Genomic DNA, 26,983 nt, shown 5'->3' with positions numbered 1-26,983 from the left:
TTAGCGTTTGGCTAGTCGTACCTGACTGTCATGTGTCACTGCCAGTGCGCCCTGAATCTCGTCTTCCATGTCTAATTTAAGTGCCAAATTAGCTGATGCGTCACTTGCTGAAGCGTTATCGCTAGCAGGCGCAATTAATGTGGTGATAAAGTTAACCAAATTGTTGGCATACAAATCTGAAGACTGCGCTGCAAGCATCGATGGGATGTTGGCGGCACCAACGATACGTACGCCATTGTCTGTGGTGATGGTCTCATTAGGCACGCTGCCTTCGACGTTACCACCGGTACCAGCTGCCATATCAATCAGCACAGAACCTGCCTTCATTTTAGCAAGGGTTGCGCCGTGCACCAGACGAGGAGCGTTACGACCAGGAATCTGCGCTGTAGTGATGACGATATCAGCATTGCTTAATGCCTTGTCAACCACTGCCGCTTGGTCTTTGACATATTGCTCTGATGGCGTCCACGCATAACCACCAGTAGACTTGGCAGTCTCAGCCTCCTCTGCACTCATCGGCACATCCAGCCATTTACCACCCAATGACTCCACTTGCTCACGAGCAGTCGGACGTAAATCACTCGCTTCTACCACTGCACCTAAACGCTTCGCTGTTGCAATGGCTTGCAGACCTGCCACACCCACACCGAGGATGACCACTTTAGCAGGCTTAACCGTACCGGCTGAGGTCATAAACATCGGGAAAGGACGCGAGTATTCATTGGCAGCAAGCAATACCGCTTTATAACCGGCAAGGTTGGCCTGCGATGACAGTACATCCATATTCTGTGCGCGTGACAATGTACGAGGTAAAAGTTCCATCGCAAAGGCAGTAACACCTTTGGTCGCATAAGTATCAAGCTGAGTATTACGATATGGGTCGAGCATGCCAATGACAATCTGACCTGACGTTAAGCCTTCAATAGCTGCAGCAGGTAAGTCATTGACGGTGGTAATAATTCGAGACTGTGCGATTACCTCGGCACTGCTGCTGGCAATATCGGCACCTGAAGCCTGATACAACTCATCCGCATAATATGCCGCTTTACCTGCACCTGACTGTATGACGACTTCAAACCCAAGCTTACGCAATTTTTTGACTGCGTCTGGGGTTATCGCTACACGGCTCTCGCTCGCGACATCTGCACTGATTACACCGATTTTCATACCGTCTCCTTACTTACGTCTAATGACTATACTTACGTCTCACGACTAACTTTAACACCCTCAACGCACATTTAAAAAGCACAGGGGACAAAAAAACCTTTGGTCATGGTTGGTTCAACATCATGACCAAAGATTATCAATTTAATAAATGATAGCGACTTTGCCATCATGCCTTTTTATTATAGAGACATCATCTGTCAACTTTCATTGCCTAATGATGACCCACAAGTAAAATAAAAAGTTAGGCATTTACACCATCTGCATAACTTTTATTGTTATATTAAAAATTTTTCCTTTTCAATTAAACACTAGACTTGACAAACTATCGGCTTATATCACTCAAATATCTGTCCTTTTTAAGGGTAACGTTAAAAAACACAAAACAACGACGGGTAGGTCAAGATACAATACTGCATATCGTATAATAAGAAAACTTGATACATAAATAGACTACCCATTGACTCACTATAATAAGGAATGACGATGTATTTTTTACTTTCCCCTGCCAAATCTTTAAATGAGAAAGATGCGGTGCCAGTGAACTTAGACAAATATTATAGTCAACCAGAGCTCATCAAACATGCGCAAGCATTGATGAAAAACTTAAAATCAAAAGAACCGATTGATTTACAAGAACTGATGGGCATTTCTGACGATTTGGCACAGCTCAATGCCAAGCGCAATCAAGAGTGGCGTTGGAGCAACGATAAGCCCTTTACTTTAGACAATGCCAAACCTGCAGGTTATCTATTCGATGGCGATGTTTATACTGGACTTGATATGTATCATATGGATAAAGACACCGCTATTTATGTCAATAAGCATCTGGGTATCTTGTCTGGATTATATGGCGTATTGAAACCGCTCGATTTAATCCAACCCTATCGTTTAGAGATGGGTACCAAACTGAAAAATGAACGTGGTGATAACCTTTATGAGTTTTGGGGCGAGAAAGTAACTGCCATTATTAATGCACGTATGGCGGATAGTGATGATAAGATTTTGATTAATCTGGCGTCAAATGAATATTTCAAAGTGGTAAAGAAAAAAGCGCTAAATGCGGAAGTTATCACGCCACGATTTGAAGATGAAAAGAATGGTCAATACAAAGTAATTAGCTTCTATGCCAAAAAAGCACGCGGACTGATGGTGAAGTACGCGGCTGATAATAAGCTAACCAATGCTGAGCAGCTAAAGCAGTTTGATTTGGCGGGATATTATTACTGTGAAGCCGCTTCTGATGATAAAACGTGGACGTTTAGACGGGATGCAGCCAGTCAGTAGTTTTTAAAAACATATCTAAAATATAAATAAACCCCGATAAGCTCAGCCTATCGGGGTTTTTCGACAGAATATTATCACCAGTTGCCGTAAAAATTCTCAATGATTATACGGTAAAGCGCAACTTATCTCTTGAAACATCAAGTACGACAGTTTGATCATATACGTTATAGGTATGAAGACGATCGATCTCGTTTTCCCAATTGGGTTCGATATAACGCACAAAGGTTTCTTTGTAAGATGTCGGTGTCAACTCTTCTACCAGATACAAAGCCACTCTACGCCCATACCTAATAGTGCCATCTTGAGCCGTACGAAACAGCTGACCATCTCTCTTAAATAGTGCACCTGCTAATCGTGACCCACGCACGTCAATTTTTAAAGGCGCAGAGGGATGAATGGTCCAGTTATCTGACTCCAACTTATCAGACGTATAAATATGCAATTCCAAATCCATTGTAAGGACTGAAATTGAACCATGCGTGGTAAAAAGATACCATAAGCCATTGTGCTCAATAACGGCACTATCTGCTGCCTGAACCCCAGACACCAACTCATGAACTTTTTCCCACTTCTGCGGAAAATCCGTCGCTTTTAATAGGTTAATACAATTGGTCTTGGCGGCTTCTGGAATCATATATACAGCGTTCTCATGCTCGAATACATTAGGAAAGCTTAAATGAGAGCGAATACCTAAATCGACTGGTCCAGAATTGATAATTTGATGGTGCTCATCTAGTTCCACCCACTCTATGCGGCCGATACCTTCTTTGTAGTTTAAGCTCTCAAAAAATATATAACGCCTTGAATTTCGCTCAATATAAAAAGGGTCAGCCCAAAAACATCCTTTTTCAGGCAATAGCTCAGTGTATGTTTGCATCGACTGATCAATAGAACCAATCAAAATACTCCAGTTATTGTGGTAAAGACTCTTATAGAAAGTCTTTATCGTATAGTTTTTAAAAAAACCCATCAAATGCCGTATGGCAGTCAGTTGTTGGGGTTGTTCGTAAATTGCATCGTCAAGCATTAAATTTGTCGAATTTCCATTTTTGACGCCAATTTTATTTTTATGGAAATACCAATACAATATAGATGCTGCGACACCATTTAATTTATGCTCGGTTAAATTATAGTCCCAGTAAAATAAAGAGCCATACCCTCTCCCAACGACTTTATCACCATTAAGACGCTCATTTAACAGATGTAGCGTGACTACACTATTCTCCCATTGTTCGGCAAACTGCCAATACAATGCTGATCCGCGTCTTTGTTTGGTTTCATCGCCGTAACGAAATAAGAGAATACCTTTTTTTGAAACACTCAGAATTCTCCCTGCTAAGGTTCGAAAACCAAATTTGACCAGATAATCTAGATTGGCGGCTTCAAGTTTCTCAATCACTGAATCCTCAATCTCATCATAAATTTTATCCTGATTTACTACTGATATTACGATGGGCATCGTACCATTAGCCACCAAGTCATGAATAGAATAACGCTTGGTATTACTCTTATTTCGAGAAAGAAAAGAAAATAACTTTTGATTAATGGAAGGAATAACTTTGGACAGACGAGACATGTGAGATGCTTGTTTTTTATCCCGTTGGACAGCAATACAAACCTCAACCTTGCCTTCATCGACGAGAGATTTTAATGGTTTGAACTTATACCATGCCAATGTTTCCTCTTCTACAAGAATCCCAAGCCTAATTTTTTTCATCATCATCACCTTGAATTGCACAAGAGTTTTTGGCTAAGCAGCCATAACACGTGCTCAATTGTCCTTTGATAAAGTATCAGTCCATTAAATACATTTAAATAATAACATATATAAAAAAACTTTATATATTCAATACTTTTGATAATGTCAGGTCGATTTTGTCGATCTAATTGGTATTTTATTTATTGAAGTTTTTAGAAATGCATCAAAGACCATGAGTAAATAGCAGGTAAAGTTTCACCACTAAGTCTAAGAAACAGCAACGCCCTCACTATGTCTGTCAATTGACAACCTTCCCAAGCATAAAACACTTATCCAACACTATAGAATGAATCTATATAAAACCGTAATTACCTCATATACCAATGAGTAGCCCTATAAAAATTAGGCAAAAAAAAGCCCTGCTATCTTCTGATAACAGAGCTTCTAATGATCAAATAAACGTTATGACAAAATCATACTTCTAGCGAAAAGCGATTTATGGATTGACTAAAGCAGTACGACTAGGCGACCAAGTGAAGATTGTACTAATAGTACATCGAGCGAGGTTAACAACGTCGTACAAGTTTAGTCGAGGCATAAATTACATCATGCCGCCCATTCCACCCATACCGCCCATTCCACCAGCACCGCCCATGCCAGCCATACCGTCATCACCTTGTGGCAAATCAGTAATCATGACTTCGGTCGTTAGCATTAGGCCTGCAACAGATGCTGCATTTTCTAGCGCTGAACGAGCTACTTTAGCTGGATCAAGAATACCCATCTCTAGCATATCACCGTATTCGCTAGAAGCTGCGTTGTAACCGTAGTTACCGCTGCCACTCTTCACTTCGTTTACTACTACTGATGCTTCTTCGCCAGCGTTGGTAACGATTTGACGTAATGGGGCTTCCATTGCGCGACGTAAGATATTGATACCCGCGTTTTGGTCATCGTTGTCACCACGTAGCTCAGACAATGCATTCATTGCACGAACCAAGGCTACACCACCACCAGGTACAACGCCTTCTTCAACCGCTGCACGAGTCGCATGTAGCGCATCGTCAACACGATCTTTCTTCTCTTTCATTTCAGTTTCAGTCGCAGCGCCAACTTTGATAACGGCAACGCCGCCAGCCAGTTTAGCCATACGCTCTTGAAGCTTTTCTTTATCGTAGTCAGACGTTGATTCTTCAATTTGACGTTTGATAGATTCAACACGATTTTCGATGTCAGCAGAGTTACCAGCGCCATCGACGATCACGGTGTTTTCTTTACCGACAGTGACTTTCTTAGCGGTACCAAGTTGCTCAAGAGTAGCAGTCTCTAAACTTAGACCAATCTCTTCAGAAATCACAGTACCGCCCGTTAGCGTTGCGATATCTTCAAGCATGGCTTTACGACGATCGCCGAAACCTGGTGCTTTAACGGCACAAGTTTTCAAGCCGCCACGCATGTTGTTGACAACCAATGTCGCCAATGCTTCGTTTTCTACGTCTTCAGCGATGATTAGCAATGGCTTGCTCTGCTGCATCACTTGCTCAAGTAATGGCACGATTTCACGGATATTGCTGATTTTTTTATCAACCAACAAGATATATGGGTTTTCAAATTCAGCAGTTAAGCTGTCTTGCTTATTCGCAAAGTACGGGCTGATATAACCACGGTCAAACTGCATACCTTCGACAACTTCTAAGGTATCTTCGAAGCTTGAACCTTCTTCAACGGTGATAACGCCTTGCTTACCGACTTTTTCCATCGCTTGAGCAATTAGCTCACCGATTTTGGTGTCTGAGTTGGCAGAGATAGAACCCACTTGAGCAATCGCTTTTGAATCGTCAGCTGGTGTAGCTAGCAAATGAATTTGCTCAACAGCTGCACGAACCGCTTTATCGATACCGCGTTTTAGATCCATTGGGTTCATGCCAGCGGCAACTGACTTCATGCCTTCTTGTAAGATAGATTGCGCCAATACCGTTGCAGTCGTCGTGCCATCACCAGCGACATCATTTGTGCGGCTAGCCACTTCACGGACCAATTGAGCGCCCATGTTTTCGAATTTGTTTTCAAGCTCGATTTCTTTGGCAACCGAAACACCATCTTTAGTGATGGTAGGCGCGCCAAATGATTTATCGATAACCACGTTACGACCTTTAGGGCCTAGGGTTACACGTACTGCGTTTGCTAGAACGTTTACGCCGTCCATCATTTGTTTACGGGCATCTATGCCGAATTTTACGTCTTTTGCCATGTTAAATTACTCCACTATTATAAGTATGAGAATGCAATTAAATGTTTCAATAATTTTTAAATAATGTTGTCAAAATGCGCTGAGTATAAAAATACTCAAAAAGGACTAGCCTTCTAACACACCCAATACATCAGATTCTTTCATAATCAATAGTTCTTCGCCGTCAACTTTCACGGTTTGACCCGCATATTGACCGAACAAGACTTTGTCGCCAGTTTTTACATCTAACGCGCGAGTTTCGCCGTTGTCACGAATCTGACCGTTACCAGTTGCTAGCACTTCACCTTGTGAAGGTTTTTCTTGAGCAGAACCAGGAAGCAAGATACCACCAGCCGTTTTTGTTTCTTCTTCTATGCGGCGGACAACGATACGATCATGTAAAGGACGAATATTCATCAATATGTCTCCAATAATTTGGTTATTTGCAGTAAGGGTTTATTTGAATTAATGGTCTCAATACCAATATCTATAGGCACTACTGCTTAAAACAGTATTCTAAAGATAAGCTTTGAGCTTGTATCAAAAAGTGGGGGCAAAGTGAGTTAGCTTCAAGTGTAAAGCCCAAAAATTTACAAGAATTTTGCATATCGTGGATTATTTAGTTGGTAATGACGTTTATGAACAGTTATTTGATTGGATTGCACCGTATTAAAGGCCTTAGCACGATGTTAAAAGCAGCCATATGAATGCTAAATTTCAATACTGAATTGGATTAGTTAAGCTACCCCATATCGTTTGCAACTGACCGATTAACTTACTCCTGCTTACTCAAGTTACAGCAAGTGACGCCTGATGATATCGCGCTCGATGCCAGCAACCTTGGCTACAATAGCAACACCACAGGGACAGCTGGCACTCTTGAAAAGATAGCAGGACATGACCATTATAGTCCTTGAGAAAATAACAATAGTTATAAGCAATGCCATAAATAGCGATTAAGGAATGTCCATGAGTTTTTTATCAAACGATCAAAAGTCGTTAACAACCGATACTAATAACACCAAACGCAGCAAGTCTAAATTTTTAACCGCCCTAACCACTGGAGCCAGTATTGCTACGATTGGAGCGATAAGTATGACTGCACCTACCCTTGCCAGCGCAAAGAATATCGAACCTTCAAGCGCCAACTACAGCTTTACGGTTGAAGACAAATATAAAGGTACTGCCACTCGTACTTTGGAAAAAGCTGGTAATACTTGGAAATATAATGTCAATGCTCGGGTGGCAGGTGTTGCAAGTGCTTCGCAAAACAGCACTTTTACCATCAACGGTAATAATGTCATTCCGACTCAAGCCAGCACCACTTATAAGCTATTAGGCGTTGGTCGCACGCACAAATTAGACTTCAATCCAAGCAGTAAAAAGGTAGTGAGCAACTATAAAGGCAAATCGACGACCATGAACATGGCACAACAAGCTTTTGATGATTTAAGTTTGGAAGTGCAAATTCGCCAAGATTTGTTGAACGGTAAATTCTCTGGCAACTATTACATGGCGAAAAAAGACAAGATAGAGAAAACCCCTTTCAAAAAATCTGGTAACACCAAGATTACCGTTCCAGCTGGCACATTTGATACCGTACGTGTCGACCGTATCCACGATGACAATAGTCGTTCTACCAGTTTTTGGCTGGCACCAAGCTTAGATTACCTACCAGTAAAAGTTAGCCAAATTAATGATGGCAAAAAAATGGATTTAGAATTAACCAAAGTAAATTAAGCTTTTTATTAAATAAGCAGAAATAGCATAAAAAAAGCGGCACTCTAAATAGAGCGCCGCTTTTTTTGTCTCAATCTTCGCTAAATAAACTAACGTGGCTGCTTAACGACATTGTTCATTGAAGGAAGACGCTTTAGTAGAATAAATAACCAAATATTGATTGCCAGTAATAAGACAAAATCAAGCAGATAAACCACTATCTCTGCCCAACTGCTACCGTAAACGCGGGTAAACAGCACCACACCACTCGCCCCCAAATAAACCAAGGTAAGCATACTGCCTATCAATAGCACATATGGCGAACGACCCCGTAGTATCGCGGGCGTCAAAATAAATGCTGGCACTAGCCATAATGCTTGCCAGGCGATACCACCAATGATATCAGGACTACTGGGATTAAAAACATTGATAAAAATAGGTAGCCCAAGCAGTCTATAAACCAACCAAATCAGCCAAGTCACCATCAAGCGCTGACGAATGGGCGTAATTGGCTTTTTAAGCTTAGCAGCTTTGGCAGATTTTTTGGCTGGTGCGCTTATCTCACTATCGGAGCGGTTAGTGACCATTAGATATATTTACTTCCTAATTAATAGCGTTATATAAGACGTTGCATGCTATAAAAATCCGCTTAGTGTGTCCAGTTAGCTTGCGCCAATGCAGTAGCACTAATAGCCAAGCGACGACCTTGGGCGATAGCCAACTCGCGCTCATCTGCTGAGACAGGTTGATCATGCAACGCCCCACTCACGTGGCTGGCACCATAAGGCGAGCCACCACGATGAGTACGATTAAGCGCAGGCTCAGCATAAGGCACACCAACAAGGATCATGCCGTGATGCATCAACGGCAACATCATGGTCAGCAACGTCGTCTCTTGACCGCCATGCATCGAGCCGGTCGCAGTAAATACAGCAGCAGGTTTGTTCTGTAAATTACCTGCCAGCCAAATAGTGACCGTGTTGTCCCAAAAATATTTCATGGGAGCAGCCATATTACCGAAGTGCGTCGGGCTACCAAGCGCCAAACCCATACAGTCTTTTAGATCGTCCATAGTGCAATACAAGTCACCTTCATCAGGTATTGCAGGCTTGCTCGATGTGGTCTCGGGTGCAACCGTTGGTACAGTGCGGATACGGGCTGTCATACCAGCATCCTCAATACCTTGAGCGATAGCATAAGCCAATGTCTTAGTCGTACCGTAATTTGAATAATAGAGCACCAAGACATAAGGGGCGGTCTGACTCATTAGCAATACTTCCTCATAAAACCATTAATGTTATTGTTGATTCTAATCATCTACAACAGCTTCTATGCAGTCTATTTCTTTAGCATAAAACCTTACTTATTATGTAGCTATAGTCGATTCAATTTAAAAATAGTACAAGGCAACCGAGTGTAGATGTATATTAAATACTTCAAGCGAGGTTAACGCTGGAATAATTTAATAGTGGAATGACTATATACATAATCTGTGACAGATACCGCAACATAGGCATATATTATGCCCCAGTCATTCACCGACATGCAAACAGCCTTGGTACACATTGTCGCTAATAACCTGCTAGAGAGGTTGCTGCTGTGCATTTTGACACAATTAAACCGCAGATGATAACAGCATATCTTTGTTACACTACTGTCACTCAAACACCTGCTAAATGGTCGATATGGAAAATTTATCAAAAAAAATCCCGTTTTTACATCAACGCTGGTTTCAATTTTTACGATTCTTGACTCGGCACTTTTTTGAAGACAATTGCCAGCAAAAAGCGGCATCGCTGACCTACACGACTATGTTGTCAATTGTACCCGTCCTAACCGTCTTATTGATGATCCTATCTTCTGTACCAGCACTTGCATCCGTTAGAGCACAGATATATGAAGTGATTTATAGTAACTTGCTACCACAATCAAGCATGCAGGTCAGTGAGTACATCAATAGCTTTGCTGAAAAATCCTCAAATCTAACCATCATTGGGGCGATGGTGTTATTTTTTACGACCATTATGACGTTAACAACCATCGAGCGCGCATTTAACCAAATCTGGCGGGTAGAAAATCGCTCTGGCGGTATGAAAAGTATGCTGCGCTACTGGACCATCGTCACGTTAGGACCGTTAGTACTGGGTACGGCATTTCTTGCTTCAAGCGCGGTACAAAGCTTGAGTTTTTTAAATCGACAAATTGCTGGTTATGGCATTGACTGGTCTTTTTGGGTACAAGCCGTATCCATTGGTATCACTGTCGCAGGCTTTATTGGTATGTACTGGTTCATTCCAAAAGCCCGCGTACCCGCAAAAAATGCAGCCATTGCTGGTCTCTTCGTCGCTATCGTATTCGAGCTGATGAAGCACCTGTTTGGTACAGTAATGGCAAACTTCACCAGTTATGAAGCGATTTACGGGGCTTTTGCGGCACTGCCCATCTTCTTATTATGGATATATTTGTCTTGGAATTTAATTCTATTAGGTGTTGAGATTAGCTATACCTTGACGATTTTTGAGACTGAAGAGGTCTATCCACGCCACCCTCTCCTAAGTTTGCTCGATATGCTAAACCTCGTTTATACCCACCATTTAAAAGGCGAAGCGGTAAGCGAACAAGCGCTACGTAATGTGCTAGGACGCAAAGAGCTACCGAAATGGTATACCTATATTAATTATCTGCAAGACAGCAATTTAATCACCATGACTGAAGATAATGATTATGTGCTCAAGAGAGATTTGAGCAAAATGACGTTATGGGATTTTTATCGCACCCTACCTTACCCCTTGCCTATCAAAGATGAGCTAGATGAGATGGGGCCAGAGGATCAAAAACCTTGGCTTAGCTTGCTAGTCAACCGTTTTGAGAATACGGAAGCTTATGCCAAGCAACAGTTAGATCTACCGTTAAATGCTATTTTTGCCAATAGTGAGCCACGTAAAAAAGCTGATTCTAATGGAAAAGGCATCAAAGGCGGTCAATCAAATTTATTTAGAAAAACCTCGGCGACCACTGCAGCATTAGACAAGAATGCACCGATCAAAGACACCCCACACTTTGACCCAATAGCTTATGATAAAGACAGTGATATTGAATGCGATGAGCGGGACAATGAGATTCTTATTCCTAAAGATTTGAATGACTCTCAAACTAAAACCAATGGTAATCTCTTTAATCATAAAGGCGATATCATTACTGAATCAGATAACCCAAAGACGAATTAAGAAAAGCATTAGTAATGAATGAAGTATATTGAATAATAAAAATTAGTTTTCACTAGAGGTTATAATAGAACTTATTATTATACATCGAACAAAAGTCGTACGATATGCTAACACAGCTGTTATATTGCCTTAAAATTTATTAGGGCAATAACTTGAAAAATACAATAGCATTCCCAGTAACAGCGCTAAGCATTTGTATCGTATCCATTATGCTTTCTGCTTGTGGTGAAGGTGATGGCAGCACATCATCACTTGTACCACCAACCCTTAATCTACCAGTAGAAACGCCGCCTGTTAAACCACCAGTAACGAGTCTTCCTGCTACGCCACTTGAGCCAAGTACGCCTATTAAGCCGCCAGCAACGAGCATTCCTGCAACACCGCTTGAGCCTAGCACGCCTGTTAAGCCACCGGTAACTACGCCTATTAAACCACCAGTAACGAGTATTCCTGCTACGCCAATTGGGCCAAGCACGCCTATTAAGCCACCAGCAACGAGTATTCCTGCTACGCCAATTGGGCCAAGCACGCCTATTAAGCCGCCAGTAACGAGTATTCCTGCTACGCCAATTGGGCCAAGCACGCCTATTAAGCCACCAGCAACGAGTATTCCTGCTACGCCAATTGGGCCAAGCACGCCTATTAAACCACCAGTAACGAGTATTCCTGCTACGCCACTTGAGCCAAGTACGCCTATTAAGCCACCAGCAACGAGTATTCCTGCTACGCCAATTGGGCCAAGCACGCCTATTAAACCACCAGTAACGAGTATTCCTGCTACGCCACTTGAGCCAAGTACGCCTGTTAAACCACCAGTAACGAGTATTCCTGCTACGCCAATTGGGCCAAGCACGCCTATTAAACCACCAGTAACGAGTATTCCTGCTACGCCACTTGAGCCAAGTACGCCTATTAAGCCGCCAGTAACGAGTATTCCTGCTACGCCGCTTGAGCCTAGCACGCCTGTTAAACCACCAGTAACGAGTATTCCTGCTACGCCACTTGAACCAAGTACGCCTATTAAATATCCAGAACCAAAAAAGGATATTGCTGATTTTTATTTATTAGGGTTTTTTGACCACGATGGTAGAGCGGGAGAAATTCGTGCTATTCGTCCAGACTTGGTTGGCGATTTTCAAGCGATGATACAGTTTGGGCAGAATCATACCGTTGATCCACAGGGTAACGAAGCAAAAAACATGCCGCGCCTGACGGCAGAAAAAGAGGCGCTGTTATTGGTGACGCCTACGCTTGAAATGGGTGATATTAATAAATTAGCGGCTGAAATTTACAAAGACGGGGTTTTATTACGAACTGTCAATTTAGCCGATCCGACTCAAATCCCAGACACGGATCAGACTAACACTGATCAGCGCGCACGCGTTGCTTACAGTAAGCGCGCATGGTCAACCAAACTCAACTGGGATGAAGTACAAGGTGGTCTCAAAATTCGCATTGTGGATAACCAAAATCGTAGCGGTGAACTGTCAGAAGATAACATAGATTTTGCCGCCCCTGGTGAGTTGGTATTGACCAATATCCGTCTGGGCATGTTAACGGATGCACCTCAATCTTGGGGTCATTATATGCTACGCGATCCAGAAAGAGCGGGTTCAGACTACTTCCAAACCATTCCAGCAGCACAAATGACCGTTGCTAGCTATGATGACATGAAGCTCGAACGAGTAATGGTCGCCAATGGCACTATTTATGATTCAGTCAGTGACTCAAATGATGCTGGCGTTTATGCTGGTGATATGCGCGAAAACACCGCGAAATCAACCTTTGGTGTCGGTATTAACTTAGCAAACTGGGGCGTCACCAGTGCCTCAATGCAAAGTCAAGAGCAACCGCAATTGACCCAGAACGTCAATGCGCATCACGCTCGCGGTAAATATAAGAATGGTGAACATAACCACGGCTTAAGCGGCGGTAATGGTATGTTGACCCTAATCGACTCTCAAGGTAATGAGTTCAGCCACGAAATCGGTCATCATTATGGCTTGGGTCATTATCCTGGTGAACAGAACGGCGATTTCTTTTGGGCCGAGCATCATGCCAATAGTGGCTGGGGCTATAATGGCGTCAGAAACAAAATGCGCAGCAACTTAGACTGGCCACGACAGGTCGAGGGTGATGGTCTCACTGGTAAACCTCTTTTCTTAGCCACCTATGGCTATGGTCGCGATGCGATGTCTGGTGGATCACAGAGTGGCGCTTATTCAAACTATACTCACTATACGGGTTATAGTACAAAAATTAAGATCCAGCCAGCATTTGATAAAGCAGTATTTGACGCTGACTCACCAACTGGCTATAAGAAATGGAATGCCGATCTCAGAAAGATGGAAGTCATCCAACCTAAAGTGTGGAAAGAATCCAAAAACGTTTGGTACAACAGTACCGACGGTAATTACTTAAGACCACGCTTACAAGGCGTGCCAGTATTTACCATTTTAGGCGGTTATGACCCTGTCGCGCAAAAGGGTATTATTTATCCAGAAGCACGTGGTAACTGGGGCAACGTCTTTGAGTTACCGACACCCCATAACTCGCTTGAATCAGCAAGCTGCTGGTTAAGCGTTACTTATAGTAATAACACGATTAATGATATTGCGTTGGCTCCTAATCGGATGACCAGTAACGCCAATAAGTTCCATGTTAATTTAGCGATTGCAGACAACCCGAAAAAAGTAGATTTATACTGTAAAAAAGCCAATGAAGCACAAGTACAGCTCTCAACCATTGATATTCGTCAATATAGTGATGCGATTAAACCCGCGGTTACCTTTGGTAAAGAACAGGGCTATACGGCACTAAGAAAGATAGAATTGCCAATCTTAGAGCAGAAACTTCTTGCTCAAGCAGAACATTCGACTATTAGTTTAGACGCCAACGGTCAGTTATTATATGACTCTTACAAAGAGTATCGTGATGAGCTTAGCCCTTTAGCACTCCAAACATTAGAGCGTTATGAGAAGCAGCAAGAAACTCTAAATCGTCTAAACCGTTGGGTCAATGTCTATCGTACGGATTTAATCAAAAAAGAGCCTGAAGCACTTACCGAATTTCAAAAGTTTGTTGTAGATTTAGAGCTACAAGATGACAAACCTTTAGATAATGTGACTACTATCCGTAATGGCAACAACTGCCTTAAAGTTGAAACTCTAGAAGGTGGTAAGTTAAATAGCTTTATTAGTGGTCCAAGTGGCTGTACTGGTGACGACTCTGAACAGTGGATTTACGATCTTAAAGGTAAAATTCACAGCAAAATGGCATTAGATCAGTGTTTAACGGAACAAGGTTCTTGGGTGGTTTTAGGCGCTTGTAGCTTGGACTCGCCAGCGCAAGTTTGGGAGATGAACGGTGCCGACCAAATCAAACAAGGTGGCAAATGCTTTGATTTGCGTACTGGTAATTTAGTAGATAATCGCGGAAGCTTAATTACTTACAATTGTAGTGGTGGCTGGAATCAAAAGTGGGCGACGCTGACTAAAAACCCAAGCTTTATCTTAGCAATCACTGGTAATAATCTACCGTTAATCGTAGATAGTCTGCAAAAACAGCCAGTATCGACGGATGATATGCAAACGCGTTCATTAAGTATGGACAGTAAAGAAGAGCCATCAGTGCTAGCAAAAGTAAGCACTGCGATAAGCAATTGGATTGACAATCTAGTCAATTAATAAAACAATCCATCATGCTAAAAATAAGCTCCTATGATAGGGGCTTATTTTTTTACTAAATTTTTAATCTTTGTGGCTTATATGGTAAGGTAATTTACTTTTAAGCGTTTTTATTCGTCAAAAAATATCGCCGTTTTGTGACAAATAAGTTTTATGATGAATAAAAATCGGCGTCACTTTTGGAGCTGACCACATTGAATAATTCCCCCGAAAGCGGCTTGTTCACGCGAATAATGACAACCATGATGCAAGGGGTGAGGCAGTTTTTTCAATTGTGGTCGCTACAGACACTGACCGATATGCCTGATCGACTAAGAAACCTATGGCAGCAGCTTATCGGCTCTTATTGGTTTATCCCAACGGCTTGCGTCATTGTAGGTATATTGCTTGCGCCTTTATTGGTCACTATCGATCAACACTTTGACCGCGAAACCGTCAGAGAGATTACCTTTGCTTTTACTGGTGACGACGATGCTGCGCGCGCCATCATGACTGCCATCGCAGGCGCAGTATTAGGCGTAGCAGGTACGACCTTTTCTATTACGATCGCGGTACTGTCGATGGCCTCTTCGCAATTTGGCCCACGGCTGTTGCGCAATTTTTTAACTGATACACCCAATCAGTTTGTGTTGGGAGCGTTTATTGGCACGTTTAGCTATAGTTTATTGGTGTCAAAATCCATCCATAAATATGACGTGGCTTTTGGTGTGCCACAGCTTGCAGTGACTTTTGCGATTATCATGGCAATTATATGTGCGCTGTTGCTAGTGTACTTTGTACAACATATGGTACATGCCATTCAAGCTTCACATGTAATTCAAAACGCCAGCAATGATGCGATTAATAATATTCACTATTGGTATCGTGATCATTGCGATATCCAGCATCAACGCGATATCCAGCATCAACGCGATATAGAACATCATGACATTGAACAGTTTCATCATTGGTCAGCGATGCCCATTTATCCACCAAGCTCAGGTTATGTCCAACAATTTTACCTTGAGTCGCTGATTACACTGACACAAGACTATGGCGGCGTGGTGCAAATGCGTATTAATCTTGGCGATTATGTCACTGACAAAAACGTCATCGGCTACTTTTACCAGCGTCCAGCAGGTCATCCAAATAATCGACAAAAAACAGCGACACCATCTTTAGCTGTTGTGCCGCGCGCCCCTGACGGAATTTTTTGGCAACGTTTTGCCGGCTGTATACGTATCGAACAACGACTGACTCATTCTAACGATATTGCTTATAGCTTGGGACAAATGACTGAAATCGCCGTCCGCGCCTTATCGCCCGGTATAAATGATCCAAAAACAGCAGTCAACTGCGTACAATCACTGACCAGTTGCTTAAGTATTATGATGCGTCGCGAGCCGCCCAGTCCCTATCATTTTTATACACCGGCACAAAACGATGATTCATCGAAAGCCGAAGTTAGACAGCAACGCTTGGCGATATTAGCCATAGTTACTCATACTCCCAAAATATCTGATTTTATCAATACATCACTAGGCGAGATACGTCGGTATGCAGCAGCAGATTTGATGGTCTTAAAAGCGCTATGTCAGGCGATGGTCAATCTAAGTTATGCTAGTGTAAATAACGCACAGCAGCAAACCCTATTGCATGAGATAAAACTGATTGAGCGCGCAGGAGAAGAAAACCTAAGCTATCAAGAGCTGATAGATGACTTGAGCGCGATGTGCCAACAAGCCCAACAATTCATACTTAGCAACGATGCTCATCATCAGTATTTTGACTATGTTAGCGCGTTTGACGCCCATATCCGTCAAGCATTACAAACGCAATCAAAATAAAAATACAAACGATAACTAAACTAAAATCAAACCTATTTAGTGTTTGTAAGCGCTAAGCTTATGACAATTTTAAACTCACTTGAGACCTTTTTCATGGCCCCTACCAGTAGCCTAACCATACTTGAAATCAGCGCGATATTCTTATCAATCACAGCCCTATTAACTTACGTTAACCATCGTTTTATTGGTCTACCGACCACAATTGGCGTGATGGTTATCTCCATTTTATTATCGATTGGCGCCATATTTTTGGGATTTTTGGGATTTGATCAGCTGATTGATTATGAAGTAAGCTTATTAGAGCAGCTTGATTTTACCGAAGTCTTATTAGATGGCATGCTCTCTATGCTGTTATTTGCAGGGGCGCTGCACGTCAATATCAGCGATTTAAAACGTTATAAACTGCCTATTGGTATCCTTGCTTGCGTCGGTACCATTGTCTCTGCGATGCTTATCGCTACGGTGCTTTATTTTATGCTCCCGCTGCTTGGTTTCGGTTTGCCGTTTCTTTGGTGTTTGCTATTCGGTGCTCTAATATCACCGACCGACCCCATTGCCGTAATGGGTATTTTGGCATCGGCTGGCGCGCCAAAAAGTATAGAAACGGTCATCGCGGGCGAGTCTTTATTTAATGATGGTATCGGCGTCGTCATCTTTGTATTGCTGCTAGGGATTTTATCCAGTGGTGATATCCCAACCGCCAATTATGTGGCGCATACTCTAGCGGTTGAAGCTGGTGGCGGCATTATTTTTGGCTTAGTACTTGGGGCGATTCTGTATTACATGCTGAAAAGTATCGATAGCTATCAAGAAGAAGTGTTATTAACGCTTGCTGGTGTGATAGGTGGTTATGCACTCGCCAGCCATTGGCATTTATCAGGACCACTCGCCATGGTGATGATGGGGTTGATGGTTGGGAATCGCGGACGAGCATTGGCGATGAGCGATAAAACGCGGCATTATATTGATTTATTTTGGGAATTAATCGATGAAATTCTCAATGCTATTTTATTCGTACTCATCGGTTTAGAAGTAGTGATGATTGCTTATTCGGGTAATTTATTTATCGCCGCTGGTTTGACAATTGTCATTGCCCTACTTGCTCGTTTTATCGTTGTGGGTATGACGACCAAAACCTTTCATCGTCAGCTCGATTTGCCGACTGGTGCATGGAAAGTGCTGACATGGGGCGGATTACGTGGTGGTATTTCGGTTGCTTTAGTATTGCAGCTGCCGCTGGGAACCGAACGCGATATCTTGTTGGCACTTACTTATGCAGTGGTGATATTCTCTATCTTGGTGCAAGGTTTGAGTATTGGCAAAGTCGCCAAAAGCATTCGCACTGATAAAAGTACAGCAAAGCCATAATTTGTAACCAGTTTCAAGCTAATCGTTTTAGCAAAAGAAAGCCAGCATAAGAGAGTATCTTACGCTGGCTTTTTCATACACATTCAGTTTTTTTGATAACCGCTATATACGCCTTTTTTATATCAAGCCTTTACGCTTCATATTACGATATACCACGACCACAATAAGAAGATTTGAGACTAATATTCCAAGCTTAAACCAATCAAATGGACTAACGATTAGATAGTAAAGCTCAATAGGAACAAACACCCCATAACCCAGCACACCAAACCAATACGCCCACGTTTTATCTTGCCATAAGCCATAAGCCTCAAGAAAACGTAGACTGGCGTAAGCAAAGATTAATAACAAGAATAATGGCCAGTTTTTACTTGCTTGCTGAGCAATCCGTACTGCACTGTCAACTTGCGGTGCCAGTAGCTGTCCAAAAGTCTGTTGCCAAGAAGCAGTCGCTGTCGTCAGCCAATGCTCAAGGTCAGTATGCCATGACCATAAAGCCCCTGCCCCTAATAGTGCACCGACCCCTTTAACCACCTCATAGATTGCTACCGCTTTGATAGATTCACTGGCAGTACCGTGCGACTTGATGGTTTGGTTGTGCAAGTGATGATCGTTATCCTTCGAGGATGGTTGCAGACTATCATCCTGCCTAGGCAAATTAGCCAAAGAAAGTCTCCACAACGCGGCCTTGCAACTGCTGATTAAAGAATGGCGTGTTTTTACCATTGGACAGCATGGATTGGGCGGTCACTTGCCATTCCAAATTAGGATCCACCAGTACTGCGCCGCCGATTTTTTCATATTGCTCACTAATACCAGCGATTTTCGCCGGATTGAGACAGATTTTATCGACAAGTTGCTCTAAGGTTAACACCTCATCATTGACTAGCTGACAAGCCAGCGCCATAAACGTATCAAAATTTGAGATACCTGGTGTGCTCTCAGCAAATGGAGCTTTTTTGGCGGTACTGTTCAATGGTTCATGATGGCTACATATCGCATCAATGGTGCCATCTTTTAGACCACGGCGGATGGCTTGCTGATCCGTATTACTACGCAAGGGCGGTAATACGTAGGCTTGGGCGTTAAAACCCTCTAAATTGTCATCGGTCAAATACAACTGATGCATCGCCACATCACAAGTCACGGGCAGACCTTTATCTTTTGCCCAGCGCATCAATTCGATTGAAGATTTACAGGATAATTGACTAAAGTGAGCAGCGATGCCTGTTTCTTCAACCATCAGCAACTGCGTTGACAAGGCAACCGTTTCAGCGATCCAAGGAATCCCTTGCAAGCCGTGATATGACGCGATATAACCTTCATGCGCCACGCCATCACCAGATAGACTTGGCTCATCAGGATAAAAAAATACTTTCATATTAAAAGTCGCGGCGTATTCCAGTGTACGCAGTAATACTAAATCATTGCGAAAAGGGCGGCGCGCATTAGAAACAGCTATACAACCGCCTTTTTTAAGCCCAGCGATATTTGATGGACGCTCGCCTTCTAAACCAGCAGTCAATGCACCCAAAATATGCAAATATATGCCGCCATCACCAAGCGCGCGCTCACGTAAGCCTTTTAATAATGAACCGTTCTCTAAGATAGGATTGGTATCAGGAGGAATGACCACATGCAAAAAACCATTGGCACGGGCTGCTCGCCCTTCTGACTCTAACGTACCATGTTGTTGTTGACCTGGTTCACGTAGGCGGGCGCACAAATCAACTAAAGGCGGCAGTAGCCACATTTCACGACCAGCTTCAAGTGAAGCCAACTTATCTGTCGCAGCACTTGATAGTGAGTCTTTAAATGATTGAGGAAGATGGTTAATTATCGGTGCATCCGTATTTAACATAGTTGTCATGAGCGTTATTACCGTATCAATAAAATGGGATAAATAAATATAAAACAGCGAGGCAAAGGATTATTTACTCGCAGCTTGGTGAGCGCGCTGACCTTCCATAGCTAACGACAGTACTGCCATACGAATAGCGATGCCGTTATTCACCTGTTTTAAAATCACTGACTGGTCGCCATCAGCAACGCTTGATGCAATCTCAACACCGCGGTTCATCGGCCCTGGATGCATGACCAACACATCGGGCTTAGCCAACGCCATGCGCTCTGGTGTAATACCGTAGTGTTTATAATATTCACTCGATGATGCCAGCAGCGGCGAGCCGATACGTTCGTTTTGTATTCTTAATCCCATAATGACATCACAGTTCGTGACACAGTCATTCATATCTTCATAGACTTGTACCCCAAAACGCTCAATGCCTTTCGGTAATAAGGTACGCGGCGCACAGACGCGAATGTCTTTTACACCCAAGGTTTGTAGCGCACTGATATCTGAGCGCGCCACTCGCGAATGCTTGATATCGCCAACGATAGCCACTGACAGCTCCTCAAATGGACGCGGTGCTTCACGATGAATGGTGAGCATGTCGAGCATCCCTTGCGTTGGATGCGCATGCCAGCCGTCGCCGCCATTAATAATGGCAATATCTGGTGTCACCTCTGTTGCCATAAAATGGGCAGCGCCCGACGCTGAATGCCGTACCACAAAGATATCTGCCGTCATGGCTTGTAGGTTCCACAGCGTATCGCGCAAGCTTTCACCTTTTTTAGTGCTAGAGCGCTCGATATCGATATTGAGCACATTGGCACCGAGACGCTTTTCGGCTACTTCAAAGGTCGTACGGGTACGCGTTGACGGTTCAAAAAACAAATTCATTACCGTATAGCCTTCGAGCTCAGGACGGTTAATGAGCTGTCCGTTATCATCAAAAAACGTCTCTGCTTTGGCAATAATAGCCTGCAACTGCGCTTTATTAAGACCCTCTACCCCCAAAAAATGGCGAATACTGCCATCGATATTAAGCTGCGGACGACTTAACGACTCATCAAGTTTCTCATGAATGGTATCAGGGTCGAATTTGGCATAATCCGTTGGCGAGACTGTCTGAGTTGAACGGCTATCGATAGAATTTGGCATAATGGCAGGTCTTTATTGTTGGTTTATATGATTTAACAATCATTATTTATGCGTTTTTTAGCGATTTATAGTCGACGATAAGCACAGAGACAAGGACATTTTGACACTTATTTGCTACAATTTACCCCAGTGGCAGTGAGAGACATAGCGCCGTAAAAAACAGCCATCGTCATCCTCTTGGGCAGTAGCCATAGACCTGTCAAAACCATCATCAAAAATCCGCTTAGCCAAACGATAAATAAATAATAATGATAGTGTAGCTGATTTTATGGTCAGGACAAAGATGCCGTGCGAGGTATTTAAAAATTTACCAGATTTAGGTCTGTAACGTGCGACCCAACCGATTTTCCGATCCCTTATTTAATCCTTAGTTTCAGTAGCCTTTATTTTAACAGCATTTATTAGGAAGCCTTATGACAACCCTTACAGACTATCTCAATGATTATTCACCCAATCCTGCACTGAGTGACGTTATTACGACTGTCACTGACGTGGGTAAAACCATCTCACAATTATTGAGAAAAGGAGCGCTAGCAGACATTCTAGGCGAAGCTGGCAACCAAAACGTCCAAGGTGAAGACCAAAAGAAACTGGACGTACTGGCCAATGACTTATTATTAGATGCTTTGGCGAAAAATACCCATTGTGCAGGCGTTGCCTCAGAAGAGCTTGACGATGCTACCACTGCCAATGCAGATGGCAGTTTGTTGGTATTGTTCGATCCGCTTGATGGTTCATCAAACATCGATATTAATATGGCCGTTGGCACTATCTTTTCTGTTTTACCGTACCAGCGCCAAGGTCAAATCAGTGAAAATAGCGACTTCTTGCAAGCTGGTAATCAACAGCTAGCAGCAGGCTATTTGTTATATGGCACCTCTACCGTACTAGCGCTAACTATCGCCGATCATGTCGTGATGTTTAGCCTAGATCCTGACACTAACGATTATGTATTGATACAAGAAAATGTGCAAATCGATGCCGATGCCAGCGAATACGCCATCAATGCTTCAAACTACCGCTACTGGCGCGCACCCATGCAGCAGTATATCGATGAACTAATTGCTGGCGAAACGGGTGTCCGTGGTCGCGATTTTAATACGCGCTGGGTGGCCGCCATGGTCGGTGATGTGCATCGTATTTTATGTCGCGGTGGTCTCTTCACTTATCCGTTCGATACCAAATACGCCAATAAAGCGGGCAAATTACGCTTGATGTATGAAGCCAATCCAATGAGCTTATTAATTGAGCGTGCGGGTGGCGCTGCTACTGATGCAGTCAATCGCATTTTAGACATAGAACCAACCGATATTCACCAACGCGTTCCCGTGGTACTAGGCAGTAAAAATGAAGTCGATTATGTTAAAAATCTGCATATAAATTACGCTGATAAATAAGCACTTTAACGTTACTTTGATAATAATCAGTATAAAGCCAGAGCATTTGTAATACTTTATACTGATTGTTTAATTTTTCTATATTTTTTTCTAAGCGATCTACTATGGTAGCAAATCCCACCGAGCTTATTACCTCAGATAAAAATACGACCGTTAAACTTGTCAAATCCTTGTTAACGCAAGCGCGGCAGCGGAAGAAGCAAGGGCAAACGGTGATTGAGGGCGTGCATCTCATCGATGCTGCGCTGCGTAGCGACTACCCGTTTGTCCAAATCCTACTCGCAGAGTCTGCGCACAACCATCCTGAGGTTCAGCAAATTTTGACGCGCTTGCCTACTTATACGCCTATTTTAACCTTATCAAATTCGCTGTATGAGAGCATTCGTAGCTTAGGTACTGGTATCGATATCATGGCAATCATTAAGGTACCAACGCCTAGTTTATCGATGATTAATGATGACTGCTTGATTTTAAATGATGTGCAAGACAGCGGCAATGTGGGCACTCTATTACGCACCGCAGCAGCGGTTGGCATCAAAAATATACTCTGTACCAGTGCGACAGCACAAGCGTGGTCCCCTAAGACATTACGAGCAGGCATGGGTGCTCAGTTTGCTCTGACTATTTATGAAGGTCTAAGTGCGCAAGATATTTTGGAGCATGTGCAAACACCGCTATTTGCGACCAGCTCCCATACTGATACAGTCATTTATCAACATGACTTGAAAGAACCAATCGCTTGGATTATGGGACATGAAGGACAAGGCGTTTGTGATGAGCTGATGCAGTGCGCCACCCCTATCGCTCTACCACAGCCCAATGGTCAAGAAAGTCTGAATGTCGCCATTGCAGGCTCATTATGCTTGTATGAAACACTACGTCAAAGAAACTATAGCTAATGTTGTTTGACTGAATCAAAAACATACCTCTCAAATACGAAAAACCCGCTATAAATAATAGCGGGTTTTTATACTTAACTAATCACTAAATAACGATTAAACCTTGCTAGTAAGCTCAGGCAATGCTGTAAATAAATCCGCTTCTAAGAAGTAGTCAGCAACGCTAGCGATAGGTGCTTCTGGGTCATTGTTGATAGCAACAATAACTTTAGAATCTTTCATACCCGCTAAATGCTGAATCGCACCTGAAATGCCCGCTGCGATATATAAGTCTGGTGCAACGATTTTACCCGTTTGACCGACCTGCATATCGTTTGGTACGTAACCTGCGTCAACAGCGGCACGTGATGCGCCAACAGCAGCGCCAAGTTTATCAGCCAATGGCTCGATATATTTGGTGAAGTTTTCGCCATTTGCTAAGGCACGACCACCAGAAACCACAATGCCTGCTGAAGTCAATTCAGGACGGTCAGATTTCGCCATCTCTTCATTAACGAAGCTTGCTTTGCCAGTTTCTTGCACGTTTTCGATTGTCTCAACAGTAGCTGAACCACCTTCGCTTGCTACTGGGTCAAAAGCCGTGGTACGTACTGTCATAACAACTTTATCTTCTGATGTTTTGACAGTTGCTGTTGCGTTACCAGCATAGATAGGACGCTCAAACGTTTGCGCATCTACGACGGCAGATATTTCTGATAGCATGCTTACGTCAAGTAAAGCGGCAACGCGTGGCATAAAGTTCTTACCAGTAGTGGTAGCAGGTGCAAGGATATGGCTGTAATCACCAGCGATATCAGCAACCAATAGCGCGACGTTACCCGCTAATTGATGCTCATAGGCAGCGTTGTCTGCTAATAATACTTTAGTCACGCCTTCTGCTTTAGCTGCTTGGTCAGCGACAGCTTGAGCACTACTACCTGCAACCAACACATGGATATCATCACCCATTTGCTTAGCAGCAGCGATGGTATTCAAAGTTGCCTTTTTTAGACTGGCATTGTCATGTTCTGCATATACCAAAATTGCCATGGTTTTAATCCTTTTTTGTTCGTATCATCTATTCATGCGGTTGTTTGTGTACAAAGCTGTTTGAGCAACTATTATTTAATATGAAATAAATCAGTTAAATCTATAGCCTTGTACAGGATATGCCGTAGCGAAGTATCCAATCATTGAAACATTAAATGACTTTTGCTTCGTTTCTTAGCTTATCGACCAACTCATCCACTGAACCCACTTTGATGCCAGCTTTACGTTCAGCAGGTGGCACAACTTTAATGATCTCTTGCTTAGAGGCCATATCAACACCAAAATCAGCAGGCGTTTTTTCGTCAAGTGGCTTTTTCTTCGCTTTCATGATGTTAGGCAATTTAGCATAACGAGGCTCATTCAAACGTAAATCAGTGGTAATAACCGCTGGCAACTCAAGTGCTAGCGTCTGTAAACCACCGTCGATTTCACGAGTCACGTTTACTTTATCGCCTTCTACTTTCACTTCTGATGCAAACGTACCCTGACCGATACCCATCAATGCCGCTAGCATCTGACCAGTCTGGTTGTTATCATCATCAATGGCTTGCTTACCCAATAAGATAATATCAGTGCCTTCACTCTCGGCGATGTTTTTGAGGATCTTAGCAATTTGTAATGGATACGGCTTGTCGTCAGTCAACACTAAAACACCACGATCAGCGCCTAATGCTAACGCTGCACGAATTTGCTCTTGTGATTCTTTTGGACCGATTGAAGCAACAATGATTTCATCAATCACACCCGCTTCTTTTAGACGAACTGCTTCTTCTACTGCAATCTCATCAAAAGGGTTGATTGACATCTTAGTGTTTGATAAATCAACGCCAGAGTTGTCAGCTTTTACACGAACTTTTACGTTGTAATCAATGACACGCTTGACCGCTACTAATGCTTTCATACGTTCCTCGTTTATTAATGTTATGAATTAAAAATTGTCAGTTAAGAACCAAAGGTTCATTTTTTTAAACTGTCGTTCAAAATACTACTTAGGGTTATTACTGCGTCAACAGATAGTAGTTAATTAAGCGAGAAGAAACAATACCGAAAATGGTATTAGTATCACACTACTCATTGATAAAATCTGCTAAAGCTAAGCCAACCATTATTATCAGACCCCTGTATCTTGCGTGACCACAGGCATAAGGTCAAGACAACGCCGTGAATAATGCGTCATAAATTTGTCACCATTCTATAATAAATAGTTTATAAGTGCACAATTTTACAGTCTTCTTTAACCTACATTCTCAATATTTCACCTATTTTTAGCACTGTCAACACGATAGTTACTTAATTGATTGGTGTGATCTATTTCTTCGGCATTCATCGAGCACAACAATCAAAAACTCAAAATCTATGACTTGCTGTTTTTACTGGAACCAATCAGCAACTCACTGTCGCGTATATCATCGAATAATGACCAGTCAGGCGTAACTTCATTGTTTTTGATGACACTCATATCCCCTGTAGTTTCCATAATGACAGCAAATACTTCGGTTTTAGACTTGATCCCATTCTTGCGCAAAACCTGTTGAACATCACTGGTACTAAGATTAGCCTCTTTTAAATTTCCGCTAAAATACTCGCCATGGGCCATTAATATAATGGCTCGATTGTCTATCAGAGATTTTAACGGTTTGAATTTACGCCTGATAAATGAGATAACCCCTTGAATCACAAATAATACCGCGACAGCATACAGCCCTTGCATTAATGACGGTGTGTCTGATAGCACCGTTGAAGCGAGTATACTGCCAATACCGACAGTCATCGCAAAATCATGGCTTGAGAGCTTGGAGAAACTTCGCAATCCCATCAATCTTGTAAACAACATTAACCCTAAATAAAAACCGATTGCAGATAGAGAAATACCCAGCACTTGCTGCCAATCGATTGAAAACCATGCCTCCCACTTCATAAAACAACCTTATTTTGTTAGATCTTTTTTGAGTCAGTGCTGATGACTGACAGCTAATATCAGTATGCTTTTGATGATTTTACGTTTATAGCGAGAAAAATGGCATAAAAAAAGCAACCTGATAAGAGGTTGCTTTTTTTTAGAGTTGAAACAGTATTTTTATTGTTTTAACAAACAAAGGCATCAATGCATATTGATAATCTTACTGTCATCAAGCTTACCGACTAATCAGCTTACCAGATGTCAAATGAGATTAGATAGCTTCGATTTGCTCGGCTTGTGGGCCTTTTTTGCCATCACCTAAGATGAAAGACACTTTTTGGCCTTCGGCTAGAGTTTTGAAACCACCACCTTGGATAGCGCTGTAGTGAGCGAATACGTCTTGTCCGCCATTGTCTTGAGCGATAAAACCAAAACCTTTAGCTTCATTAAACCACTTTACAGTGCCTTCAACTTTATCTGACATAAATTTTCCTAACTCTTTAACTGTTGGCGAGACGTGTGTCGTCACCGATTAATTGATATATACC

At 42.6% G+C, this 26,983-nt stretch carries 21 protein-coding genes; 8 read left to right on the top strand and 13 right to left on the bottom strand.

What is annotated here, in order from left to right; translation table 11 throughout:
- Entirely contained in the window at positions 1-1,167 is a 1,167-nt protein-coding gene (locus JFC08_RS09005) for an NAD(P) transhydrogenase subunit alpha (protein ID WP_198330456.1), read from the bottom strand.
- Positions 1,168-1,650: 483 nt separating this feature from the next.
- On the opposite strand from JFC08_RS09005, the gene yaaA reads away from it, so the two are divergent.
- Positions 1,651-2,451, top strand: coding sequence for a peroxide stress protein YaaA (yaaA, locus tag JFC08_RS09000; RefSeq protein WP_198330455.1), 801 nt, complete (start codon positions 1,651-1,653; stop codon positions 2,449-2,451).
- Positions 2,452-2,554: 103 nt separating this feature from the next.
- Here yaaA and JFC08_RS08995 read toward each other — a convergent pair whose 3' ends face one another.
- From JFC08_RS08995 to JFC08_RS08985, 3 genes are all read right to left on the bottom strand, one after another.
- On the bottom strand, positions 2,555-4,168 hold the full coding sequence (locus JFC08_RS08995; protein ID WP_198330454.1) for a glucosamine inositolphosphorylceramide transferase family protein: 1,614 nt from the start codon (positions 4,166-4,168) through the stop codon (positions 2,555-2,557).
- 583 nt (positions 4,169-4,751) lie between these two features.
- Complete coding sequence (gene groL, locus JFC08_RS08990; RefSeq protein ID WP_198330453.1) at positions 4,752-6,401, bottom strand: chaperonin GroEL; 1,650 nt, start codon at positions 6,399-6,401, stop codon at positions 4,752-4,754.
- 105 nt (positions 6,402-6,506) lie between these two features.
- On the bottom strand, positions 6,507-6,800 hold the full coding sequence (locus tag JFC08_RS08985; protein ID WP_041757514.1) for a co-chaperone GroES: 294 nt from the start codon (positions 6,798-6,800) through the stop codon (positions 6,507-6,509).
- Between the two features lie 549 nt (positions 6,801-7,349).
- On the opposite strand from JFC08_RS08985, the gene JFC08_RS08980 reads away from it, so the two are divergent.
- Complete coding sequence (locus tag JFC08_RS08980) at positions 7,350-8,120, top strand: DUF3108 domain-containing protein (protein ID WP_060490547.1); 771 nt, start codon at positions 7,350-7,352, stop codon at positions 8,118-8,120.
- 89 nt (positions 8,121-8,209) lie between these two features.
- On the opposite strand, the gene JFC08_RS08975 is transcribed toward JFC08_RS08980, so the two are convergent.
- Positions 8,210-8,686 (bottom strand): hypothetical protein, encoded by a 477-nt coding sequence (locus JFC08_RS08975; protein ID WP_198330452.1) that lies wholly within the window; start codon positions 8,684-8,686, stop codon positions 8,210-8,212.
- Between the two features lie 62 nt (positions 8,687-8,748).
- Entirely contained in the window at positions 8,749-9,366 is a 618-nt protein-coding gene (wrbA, locus tag JFC08_RS08970; protein ID WP_045456063.1) for an NAD(P)H:quinone oxidoreductase, read from the bottom strand.
- Positions 9,367-9,784: 418 nt separating this feature from the next.
- Between wrbA and JFC08_RS08965 the strand changes: the two genes are divergently transcribed.
- The 4 genes from JFC08_RS08965 (at position 9,785) to JFC08_RS08950 (ending at position 18,206) form a co-directional block, all read left to right on the top strand.
- Positions 9,785-11,326: a YihY family inner membrane protein gene (locus JFC08_RS08965; protein WP_198330451.1), complete on the top strand. Its 1,542-nt coding sequence runs from the start codon at positions 9,785-9,787 to the stop codon at positions 11,324-11,326.
- Between the two features lie 152 nt (positions 11,327-11,478).
- Complete coding sequence (locus JFC08_RS08960; RefSeq protein WP_227697712.1) at positions 11,479-15,012, top strand: M66 family metalloprotease; 3,534 nt, start codon at positions 11,479-11,481, stop codon at positions 15,010-15,012.
- A gap of 194 nt (positions 15,013-15,206) precedes the next feature.
- Positions 15,207-16,838 carry a DUF2254 domain-containing protein gene (locus JFC08_RS08955; protein ID WP_227697711.1) on the top strand — a complete coding sequence of 544 codons (1,632 nt, stop codon included), beginning with the start codon at positions 15,207-15,209 and terminating at the stop codon, positions 16,836-16,838.
- 60 nt (positions 16,839-16,898) lie between these two features.
- Entirely contained in the window at positions 16,899-18,206 is a 1,308-nt protein-coding gene (locus JFC08_RS08950; protein ID WP_244656519.1) for a cation:proton antiporter, read from the top strand.
- Positions 18,207-18,323: 117 nt separating this feature from the next.
- Here JFC08_RS08950 and JFC08_RS08945 read toward each other — a convergent pair whose 3' ends face one another.
- Genes JFC08_RS08945 through JFC08_RS08935 form a run of 3 tightly spaced genes read right to left on the bottom strand, consistent with a single transcriptional unit; the run spans position 18,324 to position 21,210 of the window.
- Positions 18,324-18,872: a DUF2127 domain-containing protein gene (locus JFC08_RS08945; protein WP_227697710.1), complete on the bottom strand. Its 549-nt coding sequence runs from the start codon at positions 18,870-18,872 to the stop codon at positions 18,324-18,326.
- The gene (locus JFC08_RS08940; protein ID WP_198330449.1) at positions 18,865-20,076 is read right to left on the bottom strand and encodes a dihydroorotase; all 1,212 of its coding nucleotides are present in this window, start codon (positions 20,074-20,076) and stop codon (positions 18,865-18,867) included. Before JFC08_RS08940 ends, JFC08_RS08945 begins: the two co-directional genes overlap by 8 nt.
- Before the next feature lie 60 nt (positions 20,077-20,136).
- Positions 20,137-21,210 (bottom strand): aspartate carbamoyltransferase catalytic subunit, encoded by a 1,074-nt coding sequence (locus JFC08_RS08935; protein ID WP_198330448.1) that lies wholly within the window; start codon positions 21,208-21,210, stop codon positions 20,137-20,139.
- A gap of 413 nt (positions 21,211-21,623) precedes the next feature.
- Between JFC08_RS08935 and JFC08_RS08930 the strand changes: the two genes are divergently transcribed.
- Positions 21,624-22,607: a class 1 fructose-bisphosphatase gene (locus JFC08_RS08930; RefSeq protein WP_198330447.1), complete on the top strand. Its 984-nt coding sequence runs from the start codon at positions 21,624-21,626 to the stop codon at positions 22,605-22,607.
- 104 nt (positions 22,608-22,711) lie between these two features.
- The gene (locus JFC08_RS08925) at positions 22,712-23,506 is read left to right on the top strand and encodes a TrmH family RNA methyltransferase (RefSeq protein WP_198330446.1); all 795 of its coding nucleotides are present in this window, start codon (positions 22,712-22,714) and stop codon (positions 23,504-23,506) included.
- Between the two features lie 96 nt (positions 23,507-23,602).
- Here the strand turns inward: JFC08_RS08925 and JFC08_RS08920 are convergent, their stop codons facing one another.
- The 4 genes from JFC08_RS08920 to JFC08_RS08905 all read right to left on the bottom strand — a co-directional run bounded on the left by JFC08_RS08920 (position 23,603) and on the right by JFC08_RS08905 (position 26,919).
- Entirely contained in the window at positions 23,603-24,535 is a 933-nt protein-coding gene (locus tag JFC08_RS08920; RefSeq protein ID WP_087814657.1) for an electron transfer flavoprotein subunit alpha/FixB family protein, read from the bottom strand.
- A 151-nt stretch (positions 24,536-24,686) separates the two neighbouring features.
- The gene (locus JFC08_RS08915; RefSeq protein WP_045446670.1) at positions 24,687-25,436 is read right to left on the bottom strand and encodes an electron transfer flavoprotein subunit beta/FixA family protein; all 750 of its coding nucleotides are present in this window, start codon (positions 25,434-25,436) and stop codon (positions 24,687-24,689) included.
- Between the two features lie 453 nt (positions 25,437-25,889).
- Positions 25,890-26,453 (bottom strand): DUF421 domain-containing protein, encoded by a 564-nt coding sequence (locus tag JFC08_RS08910; protein ID WP_198330445.1) that lies wholly within the window; start codon positions 26,451-26,453, stop codon positions 25,890-25,892.
- 253 nt (positions 26,454-26,706) lie between these two features.
- Positions 26,707-26,919: a cold-shock protein gene (locus JFC08_RS08905; RefSeq protein WP_010196799.1), complete on the bottom strand. Its 213-nt coding sequence runs from the start codon at positions 26,917-26,919 to the stop codon at positions 26,707-26,709.
- Positions 26,920-26,983: the final 64 nt, after the last annotated feature.

The sequence above is a fragment of the Psychrobacter cibarius genome, assembly GCF_016107535.1.
Taxonomy (GTDB): Bacteria; Pseudomonadota; Gammaproteobacteria; order Pseudomonadales; family Moraxellaceae; genus Psychrobacter; species Psychrobacter cibarius.
This window is presented reverse-complemented; position numbering and strand designations above follow the sequence as displayed.